This is a genomic window from Bradyrhizobium sp. CCGB12 (genome assembly GCF_024199845.1).
Classification (GTDB): Bacteria; Pseudomonadota; Alphaproteobacteria; order Rhizobiales; family Xanthobacteraceae; genus Bradyrhizobium.
The window spans coordinates 5,671,301-5,686,835 of sequence record NZ_JANADO010000001.1 but is presented as its reverse complement, the minus strand read 5'-3'; the positions used below and the strand labels follow the sequence as shown (position 1 = coordinate 5,686,835).

At 58.7% G+C, this 15,535-nt stretch carries 7 protein-coding genes and 8 pseudogenes; 10 read left to right on the top strand and 5 right to left on the bottom strand.

Annotated features, from left to right (window positions below):
* Window positions 1–1,027: 1,027 nt before the first annotated feature.
* The 7 genes and pseudogenes from NLM27_RS44085 to NLM27_RS26095 all read left to right on the top strand — a co-directional run.
* Window positions 1,028–1,264 (top strand): annotated as a pseudogene (locus tag NLM27_RS44085) (ABC transporter substrate-binding protein); the annotation flags it as partial.
* Between the two features lie 224 nt (window positions 1,265–1,488).
* A complete protein-coding gene (locus NLM27_RS26130) occupies window positions 1,489–1,698 on the top strand; it encodes a hypothetical protein (protein WP_254146041.1) in 210 nt (69 codons plus the stop codon).
* Between the two features lie 65 nt (window positions 1,699–1,763).
* Window positions 1,764–2,718, top strand: a pseudogene (locus tag NLM27_RS26125) (ABC transporter permease).
* Window positions 2,715–3,577: pseudogene (locus NLM27_RS44080) on the top strand (ABC transporter permease). The pseudogenes NLM27_RS26125 and NLM27_RS44080 overlap by 4 nt, the downstream one beginning before the upstream one ends.
* 35 nt (window positions 3,578–3,612) lie before the next feature.
* Window positions 3,613–5,449: pseudogene (locus NLM27_RS44075) on the top strand (ABC transporter ATP-binding protein).
* A gap of 223 nt (window positions 5,450–5,672) precedes the next feature.
* Window positions 5,673–5,852, top strand: coding sequence for a hypothetical protein (locus NLM27_RS26100; protein WP_254146037.1), 180 nt, complete (start codon window positions 5,673–5,675; stop codon window positions 5,850–5,852).
* Window positions 5,824–6,560: pseudogene (locus NLM27_RS26095) on the top strand (transposase); the annotation flags it as partial. The gene NLM27_RS26100 and the pseudogene NLM27_RS26095, both read left to right, overlap by 29 nt.
* An 11-nt stretch (window positions 6,561–6,571) precedes the next feature.
* Here NLM27_RS26095 and NLM27_RS26090 read toward each other — a convergent pair.
* From NLM27_RS26090 to NLM27_RS26085, 3 genes and pseudogenes are all read right to left on the bottom strand, one after another.
* Window positions 6,572–7,135 (bottom strand): annotated as a pseudogene (locus NLM27_RS26090) (transposase); the annotation flags it as partial.
* Between the two features lie 708 nt (window positions 7,136–7,843).
* Window positions 7,844–8,635 (bottom strand): class I SAM-dependent methyltransferase, encoded by a 792-nt coding sequence (locus NLM27_RS44070; protein ID WP_375142274.1) that lies wholly within the window; start codon window positions 8,633–8,635, stop codon window positions 7,844–7,846.
* Window positions 8,636–9,013: 378 nt separating this feature from the next.
* Window positions 9,014–9,346 (bottom strand): hypothetical protein, encoded by a 333-nt coding sequence (locus tag NLM27_RS26085; protein ID WP_254146036.1) that lies wholly within the window; start codon window positions 9,344–9,346, stop codon window positions 9,014–9,016.
* A gap of 284 nt (window positions 9,347–9,630) precedes the next feature.
* Here NLM27_RS26085 and NLM27_RS26080 point away from each other — a divergent pair.
* Together NLM27_RS26080 and NLM27_RS26075 are read left to right on the top strand one after the other, a co-directional pair.
* Window positions 9,631–10,919, top strand: a pseudogene (locus NLM27_RS26080) (IS30 family transposase).
* A gap of 971 nt (window positions 10,920–11,890) precedes the next feature.
* Complete coding sequence (locus NLM27_RS26075) at window positions 11,891–13,054, top strand: Xaa-Pro peptidase family protein (protein ID WP_254146035.1); 1,164 nt, start codon at window positions 11,891–11,893, stop codon at window positions 13,052–13,054.
* 916 nt (window positions 13,055–13,970) lie between these two features.
* Here the strand turns inward: NLM27_RS26075 and NLM27_RS26070 are convergent.
* A pseudogene (locus NLM27_RS26070) lies at window positions 13,971–14,069 on the bottom strand (transposase); the annotation flags it as partial.
* Between the two features lie 450 nt (window positions 14,070–14,519).
* Between NLM27_RS26070 and NLM27_RS26065 the strand changes: the two are divergent.
* Window positions 14,520–15,047 carry a hypothetical protein gene (locus NLM27_RS26065; RefSeq protein WP_254146034.1) on the top strand — a complete coding sequence of 176 codons (528 nt, stop codon included), beginning with the start codon at window positions 14,520–14,522 and terminating at the stop codon, window positions 15,045–15,047.
* A 278-nt stretch (window positions 15,048–15,325) separates the two neighbouring features.
* Here NLM27_RS26065 and NLM27_RS26060 read toward each other — a convergent pair whose 3' ends face one another.
* Entirely contained in the window at window positions 15,326–15,481 is a 156-nt protein-coding gene (locus tag NLM27_RS26060; RefSeq protein ID WP_254146033.1) for a hypothetical protein, read from the bottom strand.
* Window positions 15,482–15,535 lie beyond the last annotated feature (54 nt).

Below are 15,535 nucleotides of genomic sequence, written 5' to 3'. Positions count from 1 at the left end.
AGGACCAACAGCGCACGCGCTCCTAGGCCGCTAGAGGGCTTCGGATCGCAATTCGCGCACCCAGGATCGCAGCTAGACATCACGGCGCGCCGATCAAATCTGCAGTGGTCGCACGTCCTGCCCTCAACCACGTGTCTCCGAAAGGGGCACCCGCGCGAAGTTGTTGAAACGATATCGGAGCCCGATTTATTACATTCGTTCGTCACGCCACTAGATGCCAACTCGGAGGGACGGCCCGGTGCCTCGATCGTCCTAATGGCGTTCTTATCAGTACGAGCGAACACAAGAAACGGCGGTGGGCGGTTGTGCCGCCCTGAACACCCTATGAGATAAGTTATTGCGGTGCGTCGAGGTTAGTAATCGCAGTTTGCAGTTTCTCAACGCTGTGCGGTGTGCCGCAAGCGAAAGCGTTTGAGATCGCATCGCTCGACACGTGCCGAGAATTGCTCACCGGGCGAACACGAACCGTTAGGTCTTCTCGCTCGACAGTGATCATCAGAGCCGGGATGATCGTGAACGCCGATTGCAGCTTTGAAAGTACCATTTCCCTTCCTTGCCGAACGTTAGGACCAGGATGTGGTCGATGAAATGCTGCATTTCAACGCAGAAAAGAGCAAAATCTGCGCCGAAAATCGCATAATGTGTAGATCTGCGTCAGTCGCTGCGATCTTTGATCGGAAAGAGACGGAGTGGCCAATATCTGTCGGTTAATAGTTCTGAGCAGGGCGGGGACAGGCGGTCGCACGATGTCGAAGTCTGAATTGAACAAGCTTGAGTTGCCCGGGATGGCGTCGCCTCTTGTTGAGACGTTCAGGCACGGGGCGTCGCGTCGCCGAGTGATGAGGTGCCTCATCGGTAGCGGCTTGAGGGCGGCCACGGCCGGTAAAGTCGCAACGCTCGCTGAGGCTGCTCACGCGCAGACGCCGCGTGGCGAAGGCAAAATCGAGGTCGCATCGCATACGAACTCGAACGCTGAAACACTCGACCGGCGAGGGCGACAACTGCCAAGGACCTCTTGCCCGTCGCGATGTTCTTCAATGGGTTGAGGCGGATTGACGAGATTCTGAGTCCGCAACTGGATCTCGCCGAAGAGATCGCGCAGAGTGGCGGTGCAACTAGGTGGAATATCAAGTTGCGCCGAGATGTGCGGTTCCACGATGGTTCGCCGCTTACCTCTGCTGACGTCGTCTCTTCGTTTAGGCGCCTTATGGATCCAAAGCTCGCCTCCAGCGCGCACGTTCTAGCCGCAGCCATCGAGGAGGTCGCCGCGACCGATATGGCGCTGCTGCAGGATTCTGCGCGCCAGATCCGGGCTAAACTTCGACCTGCAGCAGGTGCCGATGGATGGATACTTTGCGAACTACTGGATGAAACGTCTGGTGTTTTTCAGCGGTCTCCTTCGCCGCCGATCTCGTTTTCAGCCTCCACCTCCACTCGAAGGCGCCTTGGAACGAGAGTGGATGGCGCAATCAACGTTTCGATCAACTCTTGCAGCAGGCCCGCGGCGAGGCCGATGTCTCTAAGCGGGAGATGTACGGGGAGATGCAGCGCCTTGTGCATGAGAGCTCGGGGATTTGCATTCCGGTGTTCCGCAGCTATTTCGATGCACATGAGGCCAATGTTAAAGGGCTGCGACCGATCTCGCTCGGACCTCTGATGGGCTACAACTTCGCCGAGAGCGTTTGCGTCGAGCAGTGAGCGTCTCGATGGCATCGGATGAGGCGCTCCGTGAGAGGGTGAGCAGCAATTTCGCAAGAGCGATTTTGAATAGTGTTCTGATGCTGCTCATTGCAAGCAGGACCGCGACCGCGATCTTGACGCTCCTGTTTGTATCTTGTGGTCTTCGTTGGCACCGAGATCCTGCCGAGCGATGTTGCCCAGGCGGTGCTTGGACAGGGTGCGACGCCTGAGCCGGTCGCAGGCATACGCGACACGCTGCACCTTGATCAGCCTGCATATGTGCGCTACTTCGAAAGGCTCGGCCGGCTGCTCTCGGGCGACCCCGGCCGCTCTCTCGCCAACGGCCTACCGATCGCTGCGATCATCGCGAACCGGTTGCCCAACTCTCCGATGCTCGCAACGGTGACCACCGCAGTCTGCTTGCCGTTCGCACTCACGCTCGGCATCCTCTGCGCAATTTGGCGCGGTACTCTGTTCACCGTGCTGCGAATCTGCTAACAATGTCGATTGTCTCCGTGCCCGAGTTCTTCATTTGCCACACTTGCAGTGATCGTCTTCGCGGTGAGTCTGCGCCGGTTTCCGGCGCTGTCGGATGGTGCCGGGTTCGACCCCGCTCGACCGATTCTCCCGCCGCTTCGCACTCCCTTTCTTGACGCTGTCTTGCGTGATGATTGCGCAGATGATGCGTATGACACGCGATGCCGTGATTGACGCGCTGCGCTCGCCCTATGTGGAAATGGTTGTGCTCAAGGGCGCCGGGCCGACGTGCGTCGTGCTCTGTCATGTCCTACCGAACGCAGTCGGCCCAATCGCCAACGAGGTAGCGCTCAGCCTCTCACACCTTTTAAGCGGACGATAATCGTCGAACTCATCTTCAACTATCTGGGTCTTGCCCGCCTTTTGGTCGACGCGGTGTCGACTCGTGACATGCCCCTCACTCAAGCCCGTGTAATGAGTTTCTGCTCAGCCTATCTCTTCCTGATGATGCTGGCTGACATTGCCGGCATCCTCTCGAACCCAAGGCTTCGTCATCGATGAGCGTTGATCAGACGCGCGCGATTATTGGAACGCCGGACCTGCGGCGGCGCCGGGTACGTTTGCCCATTGCTGCCATCGTTGGCATCGTTATCGTGATCTTCTGGGTGGTGGTTGCGGTAATTGGGCCCTACATCACCCCGCACGATCGGGGTTGGCTTGTCGACAGTGACATGTTCAGGCCGACCAGCTGGACGTTGCCGCTCGGGGGGATCATCTTGGTCCCGATGTGCTCAGTCGCATCCTCGTCGGCGCGCGCTACTCGATCGGAGTCGCGGCGGCTGCATCCTTGTTTGCTATCGTATTGGGTGGTACGCTTGGCATGCTGGCGGCGGTCTCACGCGGATCTGTCGACATGGTGCTGAGCCGCTTCTTCGATGCACTTATTTCAATCCAGAGCAAGATATCGGCGCTCGTGGTTGTTGCCGCACTCGGCTCCTCAATCCCAGTACTGATCGGCACCATCGTGATCTTCACCCCTGGTGCCTTCCGCATTAGGCGTGCGCTTGCGATCAATGTGAACGCGCTCGATTTCGTCGAGGTTGCCTGCGCTCGGGGAGAGAATGCCGCATACGTCATGCGGGAGGCGATTTTGCCAAATATCATGGGGCCGTGTCCTGATCGACTTTGGTGTCCACTTTGTATTTGCGGTACTGCTCCTGTCGAGCTTCTCGTTTCTAGGTCTCGGAATTCAGCCGCTCAATGCCGACTGAGGCTCGCTCATTCATGAAAGTATCGGTGGTCTCTCCGAAGGAGCGCTCGCAGTCGTCATGCCGGCAGTTGCGATTGCGAATCTCACGTTGGGGTGAATCTCCTTATCGATAATTTGCCGGGCCGTTGGCCCTCGAGCGGAAAACATTGAGCGATCGCCGCATTGTAAGAGTCGATAGCCTACGCATGACTACGCGCGATGATCGCGGGCGCGAATCCGCAATCGTCCAGGACGTAAGCTTCGAGGTACACCGGGTGAAGTCGTTGCCTTGATCGGTTAAACTGGTTCCGGCAAGACCACGATCGCGCTGTCACTGATGGGCTATGCCCGTACGGGCACCAAGATTGCCAGTGGCCACGTCTCCCTTGACCGACGTGACCTCGTTCAGCGTGAACTCTCATCTCTTCGCGGTCGCGACGTCGCCTATGCCGCAGAGCGCCGCCTCTTCGTGTAGTCCCGCGCATTTACTTTTGAAACAGGTGATCGAGAGCTCGCAGATCTCAGGTAGTGCCGATTGTTGAGGCCGAAGCGAAGGCGCTCTCGCTATTCCGTGAGCTCGTGTTGCCCAATCACGAGCATATTGGTGACGGCCTAGCCTCACCAAGTCTCGGGCGGTCAGCTGCAGCGCCTGCTCGCCGCAATGGCGCTCGTTAATGATCCGAAGCTCGTCATCTTCGACGAGCCGAGTACGGCGTTCGACGTCACGACGCAGATTGAGGTGCTCCGAATCGTCAAAAAAGGCGATCAGGGAGCGTGGTAAAACCGCCATCCACGTTTCGCACGATCTTGCCGTCGTCGCGCAGATGGCCGATCGGATCATCGTGCTGCGCGACGGCGTCATCCGCGAGGTCGACTCGACCAGGCGTATCCTTCAGAGCCGAAGAACGAGTAAACGAAGAGCCTCATTGCAGCCGGCGAACCGCACGATCGATTGACGATGAGCAAGCCCTCGCAGGGGACTTCCGCCCCGCCGGTGCTGGAGGTCAGGACTGTTGTTGCTGGCTACGGTGTCGCCGATCGCGATGGCGTCCCCTCCTTCCCGGTGCTGCGCGATGTCGCATTTACTATTATGGCCGGAACGACGCTTGGTGTCGTCGGGGAATCTGGATGCGGCAAGGGCACGCTTGCGCGTCGTCGCTGAGCTTCTTCCGCCTGCGTGTCGGCGAGATTCTGCTCGATGGCGCGAAGCTGCCGCGCATGGCTGCGGAGCGCTCGCGTGATCAGCTGCGCCGCATTCAGCTCATGTCCCAGATGGCAGACACCGCGTTCAACCCGGAAGGGCATCAGCCGCATACTCCGTCGCGCGCTCGAGTCCTACCACTCCCTTTCCGGTGACAAGCGGAACCGGCGCGTTGCGAACTCCTGGACATGGTCCGCCAGCCTGCAAGGATGGCCGAGCGCTTTCCAAGCGAGCTCTCGGGCGGGCAGGACGTGCGCTCGCTGTCGAGCTTCAGTCATCGTATGCGACGAGGTAACCTCTGCACTCGACACATTGGCCAGCGCGGCCATCCTCGATCTCTGCCGAATTGCAGCGCGAACTGGGCGTCGCCTACTTGTGTATCAGCCATGACCTCTCCACTGTCAAAGCCGTATGCGACGTCTGATGATCCTCTACGCGAGCCAGATCATGGAGTACGGCAGCCGGAGCGCTCTGCGCCAGCTCCGATGCATCCCTATTCGGACCTCCTCTATTCCTCGGTGCCCGAACTGCGCCAAGGTTGGCTCGATGGAATCGGCGGAGCGGTGCTAAGGGAAGCTGGTTCCGCGCTAGCCAATGAGGGGCGCGGGAAAGCCTGCAGTTTTTTCGAGCGCTGCGCGTTCCGCATCGCTGGTCGCTGCGATATCGTGCCGACGCCAGTACGTCGACTGTCCAAGGGGGCCGATATTCGTTGCCAGCGCTCCGAAATGGAGCTGACCGAGCTGAGTGCGCAGCGATACGGTGTAACAGAGTATCCGATGAAGGCCAGGATGAGGCGAGCGTTCCAATTCGTCTCATCCGGAACATCGACAGGCTTTAGGTGAGGACCTGCTCGATCTCAGCAGCTCCATCTCTTTAAGCGTTTGGAAACAGGCTGAGGGCCGAGCTGAATCCTGAGTGATCATTACTTCTGCTAGTGTGCGTTCTTGTGCGCCACTATCTCTCGCTTGAGGCCGGTTAAAGGAGTCGGATACTCCCTGCCCAGGGATGAACACTTACCAAAGTCGGTATCTGCAGCCACACTGTCCAACTCGATAGGAAGATCGCATGACCATCGCGAACGTCGGCACCTTTACAAGGGACCCAATTATACGTGGTCTGAAAGAGGACGTGCAAGCCGGGTTTGTTAACGGACAGTTCAACGCCGAGGATCTTGCGAAGGTCTGCCTCGAATATGTCCCGGGGCCGGCCTTGAAGAATAGGCAAGAGTCTGCGGTGGACCGATGAAGTGGTGATCGAGGCGGCCCGGATTAGCATGGCGGTGTCGCGGCTTATGGCACCATTCGTGGGCGGGTGATCATCGCCAATTCGTTGCAGATGAAGGCGATCGCCCAGGCTCACGTCAAGACCAACAAGATCGATGCCGGCACGTTTACCAGTCTGCAGGCGGCGGGGTACCTGCCGCAAATCTGGACGCATGACGTGAAGACCGAACGCAAGCGCAGGCCGGTGGCGCGACGCTACCTGGTCGTGCGGGATCGCACGCGGCTCAAGAACGAAGTGCATTCGATCCTGCACGCGCACCTGATACCGAAGTGCCCGCATGCTGACCTTTTCAGCGGCCGCGGGCGGGCGTGGTTGGCCGCTCAATTGTTGCCGGACGATGAACGAGCGGCCATCGATCGGCACGTCCGTGGGCTTGATCGGCTGGTGGAAGACCTAGCCCTGCTCGACCGCGAGATCACGCAGGACGCAATCGACGACTCCGCGGTCAGCACGGCGACTGCCAGATTCACGCCGGTGATCGTCATCAATCTGCGCCGGGATCGTGGCGGCGATCGGTTGCGGCAGTCGGGACTGGGAGCGGCCCCGTCAGGGTCGCATCAGTAAGATCGGCCGCAGTCACGCGCGCGCTATGCTGGTCGAGGCGGCCTGGGCAGCGGCCAAGGCGCCGTTCCACTGCATGCTTGTTTCGTGCGCATCCGCGCCCGGCGGCCATCAGATCGGTCGAGGCGTGCTTGGAGATGGATGCCATCGGCCCAGATGTAGACGCAGTGCTTCGCCGACAGATCGCCCCTCTGCCACGCGGTGTGTTCGTCAAGCCAACCGTCCTTCAGATGGCCGATGGCAGATGCCGACAGCCGGCAGCATCCTTGCCGAGCAGCGCCGCCAGGGCCTCGGAGAAGTCGCCGGTGGAGATACCCTTCAGGTAAAGATCGGCAGCAGCGTCTCGATCGATTTTGAGCGGCGCATGTAGGTTGGCAGAATCGACGGAGAGAACCGGATACGGTTGGGATCGGTAGCGAGCGCCTTGCGATCGCGTACACGCGGCCGGCGGACGGTGACCGGACCGTCATCACCTCGCGTTCCGGCAGGTGACTGTGGCGCACGACCCGCTGGTTGCCGTCCGCGGTCTTCAAATCGGTATGCTTGCCGAGAAAGTGCGCGACCTCGGCCTCGACCGCCTAGCCCAACAAAGTATCCGCCCCATTGCGCAAGATCTCGGTGATTCGGTCGTCGACCTTTCCTAGCTGAATCAGCTTGATGATGTTATCTTTGGAGACAAGCATATCGCTCCTTCGGTGGAGAAGTGGAGGCGTCAAGCACCCCCACGATATGCCGCCCTCCCGATTCTCGCCGTCACCAACTTTCAGCGATAGCTCAGGGTCATCTTGGCGCTCCTCACCAGGAGCAGGAGCTATCGAACTACTGGCGCGGCAAGCGGCGCAGCACGGGCCTGACGACCAGAACAGATTGCCCGGCGCGTAGCCGGACAAAGGCGAGGTGCATAACTAGACGATGACCCCACGGGACGAAATCCCGAGGCGAGAGAGGCCGGCGCTACAATATGCTTAGCGCGTCAGATTGATCAGCCCTCGCATCGCGAATTTCATCAACGCCAGCGGTCCACGACCGCGCTGAAGGGCCGGACACATGACCGCACCGTTCCCCGAGGACGAAATGGCAAAAAAGCACTTGCCCGCGCGGCCGTTACACATATGTCGCGCTATACTCTATGTTCACAGTGTGCGGAGATCAATGCATTGCTTGCGGCGGCGCTGGCCCTGCCGCCTGTAAACGGACTGTGGCGATGGACATACCTCCTTCCGACACCTCGTGGCTCTCCGTGTCCTACTGGAGGTCCATCAATTCGGAGGAGGTTCAGCTTGAGGAGCTTGAGGCGGCTGCAGTGAGGGTGAGCGGGTCTTGCCTACTACCGCTAGGATCTCTCGGCCGTAACTTCCTGATCTATATTCCTGTAAACAGAATGTACATTTTCAGTTTAGGGGATGCTTGCGTTCACTTAATCGATATGCGCCAATGTGCGTCCACCCGAGATGTCGGGACAGCCTTCGACCAAAAGATCCCCTAGCGAGAGGAGATCGATCGAGCAAACCACAATCGATATTATACAGGTCCAATTCTCCCTCTATTGTTAACCCCAACTGGTAACACAACTGATCCAACGCAGCCGCGCTCCGGCACTGACGGGCCGTTCGGAAATCGACGCAACTACCGGATAAAAGTCCCGTTCGTACCAAGTTTGCAAGCACCGAAAACCAGGCCCGATCCGGCCGAAACGACAGCGCATGCCTAGTTATCGCCGTGAACGTAAAGAGGCTTCGCGGATTCGTGCACGAAACAACGAATAGGCCGGTCGGCTTCAGTAAGGACAGCGAGCGCTGGATAAAAGCAGAGTGATCCTCGACATATGGCAAGACGCCGATCGCGGCAATGAGATCGAAGCGTCCTCCAAACGGCACAGATTGAGGTGCGCACACCCGGAACCGTTCTTCCGGACGATCGAGGACTCCGCGCGCGGCTTGGACCGCCATTCTGATTTGTAGAGAAGACAAATCAGCTCCGTGTACATCAAATCCGCGTCTCGCAAGATGAAAGCACAGCTGCCCTGCTCCGCACCCGATATCCAGCATTCGACCGGCTGACACATGACGGGATACGAGTTCGGCAACCAGAGCAGCTCGTCGAGCAGAAAAGGAATTCGGGTCGAGGGCACTCCTAGCAAATTGCTCGGCCCGATCATTCCAGAATTGGATGGGGTCGCTCATCTTGATGTTCCTGCTCCTCAAAAAGGCGAGTCGACTTGCTGCGGCCGGTCGACGTGGTCATTGAAAGAAATGAATGGCGACCATCTGCATTTGTCCAGGAATCGAGTTCGACTCACAGCTTTGAGCACTTGTCACTCAGGTTACCAGAGATGGTTCACTCGCACCTCGACCCGCGTCATAGCCCAACTGCCAATCGGCTGACGATGCTTTGACCGCCTCCTGAGCCCAGCCTGCAGCCGGCTGGTGATATCGGCTTGGTATGCTGGCAAACTGGTCGCGACTTTCTGACCCATCTCGGCCAGTGCGTCTAATGTCAGCGTTGGGAGCCAGACTCTCGACTCGCCCCTTGCCAAGAGGCATTTGTCTCGGTGACGCATACTATGACTCACTAAGACCGATTGCCAAAGTTTTATGGCATGCTCGTTTTTCTTTCATAGGCAGGAGCAGCGCTAAGCTCTCTGCCTCCTCGGTATCGCCTTCAATCCCGATAGCAACGATCGTGCCATCGCTTTCAATAATGTCACACTTCGGAGTTTCTCTAGAGAAAGCGTCGGGCGCAGCAAAATGCGACAATGCTTCCAACCGACAGGCTGGTGCACTGTCAGAAACGAGGCAAACTTGAGTGGTCCGTTTGCGCGCAAAAGGCCACAAGTTGTCGCGGCTGGTTCGGAAGCGGAAGCTGCTGAGCTCTTTTCCGTGGGCTGTCGACATCAGAGCGGCTCCGGAAATCTCGACAGGGCAATAAGTGGAGTTTCTGCCTGACGGCGGGCAAGATTGTCCCGCGAATCAGGAGAGACGATGAGCAGACTAGCGGCGTGAACTTTGCTTCTCGTTAGCGGATTGACGCAAAGCAGTCGGCTTTGCGGCTCATTGACCCGGTGATATTGGCGGCTGATAAGTCCCGATGATAGCCCTGTGAGGCGTCATGGGCGGATTCAAACGGTCGTCGTGACACCTGAACGAAGGAGCTCGCGGATGGACGTTCGAAAGCGGCGATCACATCGTCTGGACGAGCGCCGCTGCCGTCACTGGGACGGCCACTAGTAGAGGGACGAATTGAACTCCAGCGATTCTGGTTGGGGATCGCCCAGACAATGACAAGCGAGGATGCTTCGTTGACGGCTGGTATCTCGTAGCCTGTCAGAACCAGATTGCTCCGACAGGCGGGCGGCATGGCACCTGCGATGTTCAGATATTCGACCGAGCCGCCATCCTGCTGGTATCTTTCATTTGCGAAGCGTGAGGAGATCGCACTGCTTCGTGTGTAGGGCCTTTCGAGACGCGAGATCATGGCCGTCCGCCTCGACCATCTCCCGACAGCTACGACGCAATGCCGCGACGCGCAGCGGTGGCCTGGAGTATCGTGCATCGACAGCCCACTCGCATGCAGAGCAAACGGCCCGTCGGCCCAAGCTTGCGCTCAAGGCAACTTGCTCAGTTATGTGTAGCAGCGGCCGGCCGGCGTAGTCATGACCCCAGTGGGGCTGCCGTTCCTGGCCCTCGGTTCCATGGAGGGGCCCTCGGCTTGGCCCGCGAATGGATCGGCAATGGGGCAGGGCTTGGAGCCGGAGCAGATTGCCCGACCATTGCCGAGACGACAAGACGCGCACCAGCCACGTAGCCATTCAAGCCCGACTCGTTCAAGGTCGGGGTGCGCTACGCCTGCTTGCGAAGCGGCGCGTGTTGCAGGTTCCCAGGGTGCGCGCACGCTGGCGAGCCAAGAGCTTTGCCTCGCCAGAGATTATGATCAGTCAACTGCCCGGCTAAGCGGTCGATCGCGGAGTGCCGGGGCACTGGGAGGGAGACCTCATCCTTGGTCTTGGCAACTCGAAGATCGGCACGCGATTGAGCGTACGACACGCTTCACGATGTTGCTGCATCTTCGCCGGCTTGCAGGACATGGCGAAGCTCCGCGCATGAAGAATCGTCTCGCAGGATACGGAGCTGAGGCCGTGCGCGACGCGATTACGCGCACCATAACCACCTTGCCCGAAGAGTTTGCATCGTTCGCTGACTTAGGATCGGGGAGCCGCAATGGCTCAGCATGATTACCTCAAAATCGACGCGAGTGTCCAAGTATACTTCTGCGATCACAAAGCCACGGCAGCGTGGCATCAACGAGAACACCAATGGACTGCTGCGTCAGTACTTCCCGAAAGGCACCGACATAAGCGTTGACAGCGCCGGCTAGATCGCCGCCGTGGCCGCGTCCCTCGATCCTGACCGAGAAAGAACTATGGGCTGGAAAACGCCGGCAGAGGCGCTTGACGAATTGTTGCCGTGAGAACAATCGGTGTTGCGACGGGCGCTTGGATCGGCCGCGCCGCGATCCTCTTCCTCCCGGCCTGCGTCCGCTATCGCGACTGCGTCTCTCGGCTTGGCCATATCGATTCTGACGAATGCTTGCTTATAATCTGCCACGGCTAGTTCTCCTGAGGATCGGCTCGGTCCGCCCGCGCAAGCCACGGACGCGCAGGTAGGGCGAGCCACCTCATCAGGAGACGAACATGCGGTCTTACCCGAGAGGCACTCACCTCGGCGTTCTCGTAGACCATCGTGCACCCTCGAGAACAGCTTCGGCGTTGCATGCTGTAAGCACCGCGATACGTTTTCTGTCGGGATTCGTCTACATGGCGAAGAGGCTAAATGGGTAAGCAGTATGCGCCGATCGAAGTGGCTTAGCGATCAGCCGTACGCCGTGCCTTCGCGCCTTGGCTCCAGGGAAGCGCAAGATGATGGACACCACGGATACGGTTGAGCGCTGCAACAATCATCAAGACATATTGTCGTCGCACCTCGAAAGGACCTCTGTGATGCCCCAGTTCGCTATGCAGTCGCGAGCGCTCGCCAGGGACGCGATGATAAATCGCATACGGCGGCGGCAGTCATCACCGACCCTCGCTCCGCGACCAACGAAAGTAGTCCGCCATACAAGCTGACTTCTTGTCGTTTACTCGAAAATCCAATTTGTCCTTCACAGGGACGCCTCCGGCGGCCTGAACCATCTAAGTGTGCCTTCGTTCTGATCTCATCAAGAATCATCTGTTTGCACCGTCCTTTGGAAACGTTGAGCGTTGGAACTGCCAAAGTTGACAGTTGATATCGCTGCTTAGGATTGCATCATTGCTGATCGAGTGAACTGCGCACGAAACTGCACAGAAATCAGGCTCTGCCCGCTCAACTGGTTCGAACCTTTGCCTGCGAGAACCATTCCAAGCGTAGGTCTGATGCCACCGAGATTAATGGAGCGAATTTATGGTCATTGCCGCGTTCTCAGCAAGTCGTCGGGCCGGCGTTCCATTTCCGAGATCTGAGTACAAGCGTCGACAGCAGCAGGTGCTTCAGGCGGTCGACTGCGCAGAACTCGATGCACTCTTAGTCACTGCCCACGGGCACCTCAGGTATCTCACCGGATACCACGGGTTTGGTGGTTACTTCGCGCCCTTCGCGCTGATTCTCGTGCCGGGGCGGGCGCCGACATTTGTAGTCCGAGAGTACGACGTTGATGCAGTTCGCGCGGAGGGATGCGTAGAAGAGATCGTCCCATACACCCACGAGCACGAGTTTGCCAACGTGTGTGCCGATCTCCTCAGGCGGCTTGGACTGCAAGCCCGCAGGGTAGGTTTTGAGCTCGGTTGCTGGAACGTGGCGCCAGCCGATGTAAGTGCACTTCAGATTCTACTTCCCGGCTTGAAAATCGTCGATGCGACTCGTCTGGTCGCGTCGGTGGCGGCGGTGAAAAGCGAGTTGGAGCTCAAGATGATGCGCGAAGCGATGGCGCTAACCGATCTTGCCGTGCGCACCTTCCAGAAATCGGTGCGCGAAGAAGTCACCGAGACGGAAGTGTATGCGGCCATCCTCGAAGAAGTGAGCAAAGCGGGCGGTGAGCTTTGGCGATCTTCTACCCTGGTATTCGGTGAGCGAACTAAGGTTCCCCATGGCAGTGCGATACCTCATCAGATCCGAAAGGACGAACCTGCCATGATAGAAATTGGCGGCGTGAAACACGGGTATGCCGCAGGGTTGGTCCGAAGCGTTGTTCTTGGTCGGCATCCAGAGACAGAATCCTTGCATACCTTGTCGGTGAAGGCCCTCGAGGCTGCGATCACCGCTATCAGGCCGGGTGTAACCGCGAACGAGGTGGACGCGGCCGCTCGGAACGCGATCGCTCGATCTCGGCGTCCGCGGGTCTTTCGGCACCGAACCGGGTACCAAACCGGCATCCATTGGACGGAACGCGGTAACCTCAGCTTAGAGCCAGGTGCCGCCGACATGCTCCGGGTCGGTATGACCTTCCACATCCCGATTATTCTGTTCAGTGAAGGAGGCTATTTGTTTGGATGCAGCGAGCACGTCCTGGTAACAGACCGCGGTGCGGAAATACTCAGCAGTACACCACACACCCTCTATCGTGCGTGATTCATAACCTGGGCACAAATCTGCACACTATTGCAAGTTCTTGAAGTTTTGCAGCGCGAGGCAGCGAGTGGCGCCGCTACCCGGACTCTTTATAATGTTTTCAGCTACCGGAAGAGATAGACTCGGCGGCCAAAGAATGGTGAAGAAAGAATCATGGACATTGTCGACGTCGTCGTTTAACTTCGTCACGGAGACAAGGGGTGAGTTTAGCCGATTGGCGTTCCGCGGGATCGACCAAACTCTGCAACGCCGCCGCTGTGACGGTGTGATCGATGCAGCGGCTTAGCCGCATGACCGCGCTGCCACTTCACGAGGAGGTCGAACTCGTAAACGGTGGCCAAAACCGGGATACGCTTAATGCCAAACCGGTCAATCTCCATGCCCGCATTCTACATTTAAACACTTTAGAAGTTTCCTAGATGCTTGAGTCGTGGCTCCGGCGCTTTCAGTCTTCTTGGCAAGGGCTCGACGGGAGGCCTTGGACCACCCGAATTACGATTTCAGCGATGACGCCCTGATCTATGGTATCGGCATTGGATGAACCTGGTCGAGGCGCTCGCTGCGCGAGAGTCTCGTCCGGGGGTGCCAAATGCGTGACTCCTGCCAATTGCGCAAGGAGTGGTGCAGATAATCGGTGGTCCCCACTTGCAATCGTTTGCCAGCTTGGAGACTAGCGAGATCGCGCCTGCGCTCCCGTTGGCAAGCTCAACCGCGGGCACCTTGCGGGAGGCTGCCGAATCGATACCGATCGCGATCAGCACCGCGCGGCGCCAGCTGCGAGGAACTGGACCGAACCGTTCTCCGGGCGCATTTCAGCCGCACAGCGCTTCAGGAGGCGCCTTCGTGCGATCCGCAACTCAAATACGATTTCCCAACAAGCTTGAAATGGGCGTCTGCACCTCACTTCCCCGGGGGTTGCTCCGATGAGGGGGGCGATGGCATCCTCGTTGGGGAAGATGCTGACCACCTCGGTCCGCCGCTTGATCTCATCGTTGAGGCGTTCGATTGGGTTAGTAACCGGTATGAGAATTCTCGGTGCCAACGTTCTGCTGCGGTGTTCTTCACCGTGGCGTATGGTGCGACCACCGGGACAGAGTCTCCGGGAACACGAGTGCGGGCAGGCCGATACACACTGAGCCGAGAGCACGTGTTAGTAGCTGGCCGCCTCTGCGAATCGCCCGGTTGCGCCGAGCACGAATCCGTAGTTGTCGTGTCGCCCGCCGCTCCCACTATAATCAACGGAAGGGGGGGACGCGCAGATACGACGCGTGATTGGTACTGATGTTCACTGAACCTTCGGCGGCGTGGTAGGAACACGGCATCCTTCGACATGCGGGCCAGGTCGACATGACCTGGGCCGACCTTGAAGAATAGGCAAGAGTCTGCGGTCGACCGATGAAGTGGTGATCGAGGCGGCCCGGATTAGCATGGCGGTGTCGCGGCTTATGGCACCATTCGTGGGCGGGTGATCATCGCCAATTCGTTGCAGATGAAGGCGATCGCCCAGGCTCACGTCAAGACCAACAAGATCGATGCCGGCACGTTTACCAGTCTGCAGGCGGCGGGGTACCTGCCGCAAATCTGGACGCATGACGTGAAGACCGAACGCAAGCGCAGGCCGGTGGCGCGACGCTACCTGGTCGTGCGGGATCGCACGCGGCTCAAGAACGAAGTGCATTCGATCCTGCACGCGCACCTGATACCGAAGTGCCCGCATGCTGATCTTTTCAGCGGCCGCGGGCGGGCGTGGTTGGCCGCTCAATTGTTGCCGGACGATGAACGAGCGGCCATCGATCGGCACGTCCGTGAGCTTGATCGGCTGGTGGAAGACCTGGCCCTGCTCGACCGCGAGATCGCGCAGGACGCAATCGACGGCTCCGCGGGCAGCAGATTGATGACGATCACCGGACTACAAGCGACAATCGAAGGGAGAACAAATGCAAGAACAGTGGCCGCGAGCTGCTTAAGGTTTAAGGCGGCTGCCGTCAGGTAGGCTTAAATTTTCATGTTGGCAAGCGATGCCGCACTGCGCGCGCAAGCCCGTGCCAGGTTTTGGCCTCGCCGTGAAAGCCTTCGGAAAGCCAACGACGGCGTTGGTAGAGCCGTCGATCCTCATTGCTCCATAGCTCGCGCCGGCGGCGGGCACGGAGCAACGCAGGGTAGTCATTGCGAAGAGTGGTTACTTTGTTGACCCGAAACGGCCGGCGCCGTGCGCAAGAGACATCCTCGCGGGCACCTCAAGATTCATGCTTAACGTCGTACCGAAAAAGTTTAAGCGGTACGCAGCTCTTGACCGGCTCGGCCTTGGGCGAGATCAGAGCATCGATCAAAAGCGCCATAGACTTTGGCATAGCCGGCATCCGGCTTGACCGTTTTGATATCGATTCCAGTCACGGCTTTGACTCCGTCCACTTGGGCCTCGATCATTTCGCCCTCGTTCGTTTGGGGATCCGTAGTGCAGATCCTCATACCTGCCGCTTT

What these genes read in the sequence shown, in the direction of transcription:
- NLM27_RS26085 (WP_254146036.1), bottom strand. Translation starts at nt 9,346, where the DNA reads ATGTCGACAGCCCACGGAAAAGAGCTCAGCAGCTTCCGCTTCCGAACC.
- NLM27_RS26075 (WP_254146035.1), top strand. Translation starts at nt 11,891, where the DNA reads ATGGTCATTGCCGCGTTCTCAGCAAGTCGTCGGGCCGGCGTTCCATTT.
- NLM27_RS44070 (WP_375142274.1), bottom strand. Translation starts at nt 8,635, where the DNA reads ATGAGCGACCCCATCCAATTCTGGAATGATCGGGCCGAGCAATTTGCT.
- NLM27_RS26100 (WP_254146037.1), top strand. Translation starts at nt 5,673, where the DNA reads ATGACCATCGCGAACGTCGGCACCTTTACAAGGGACCCAATTATACGT.
- NLM27_RS26060 (WP_254146033.1), bottom strand. Translation starts at nt 15,481, where the DNA reads ATGATCGAGGCCCAAGTGGACGGAGTCAAAGCCGTGACTGGAATCGAT.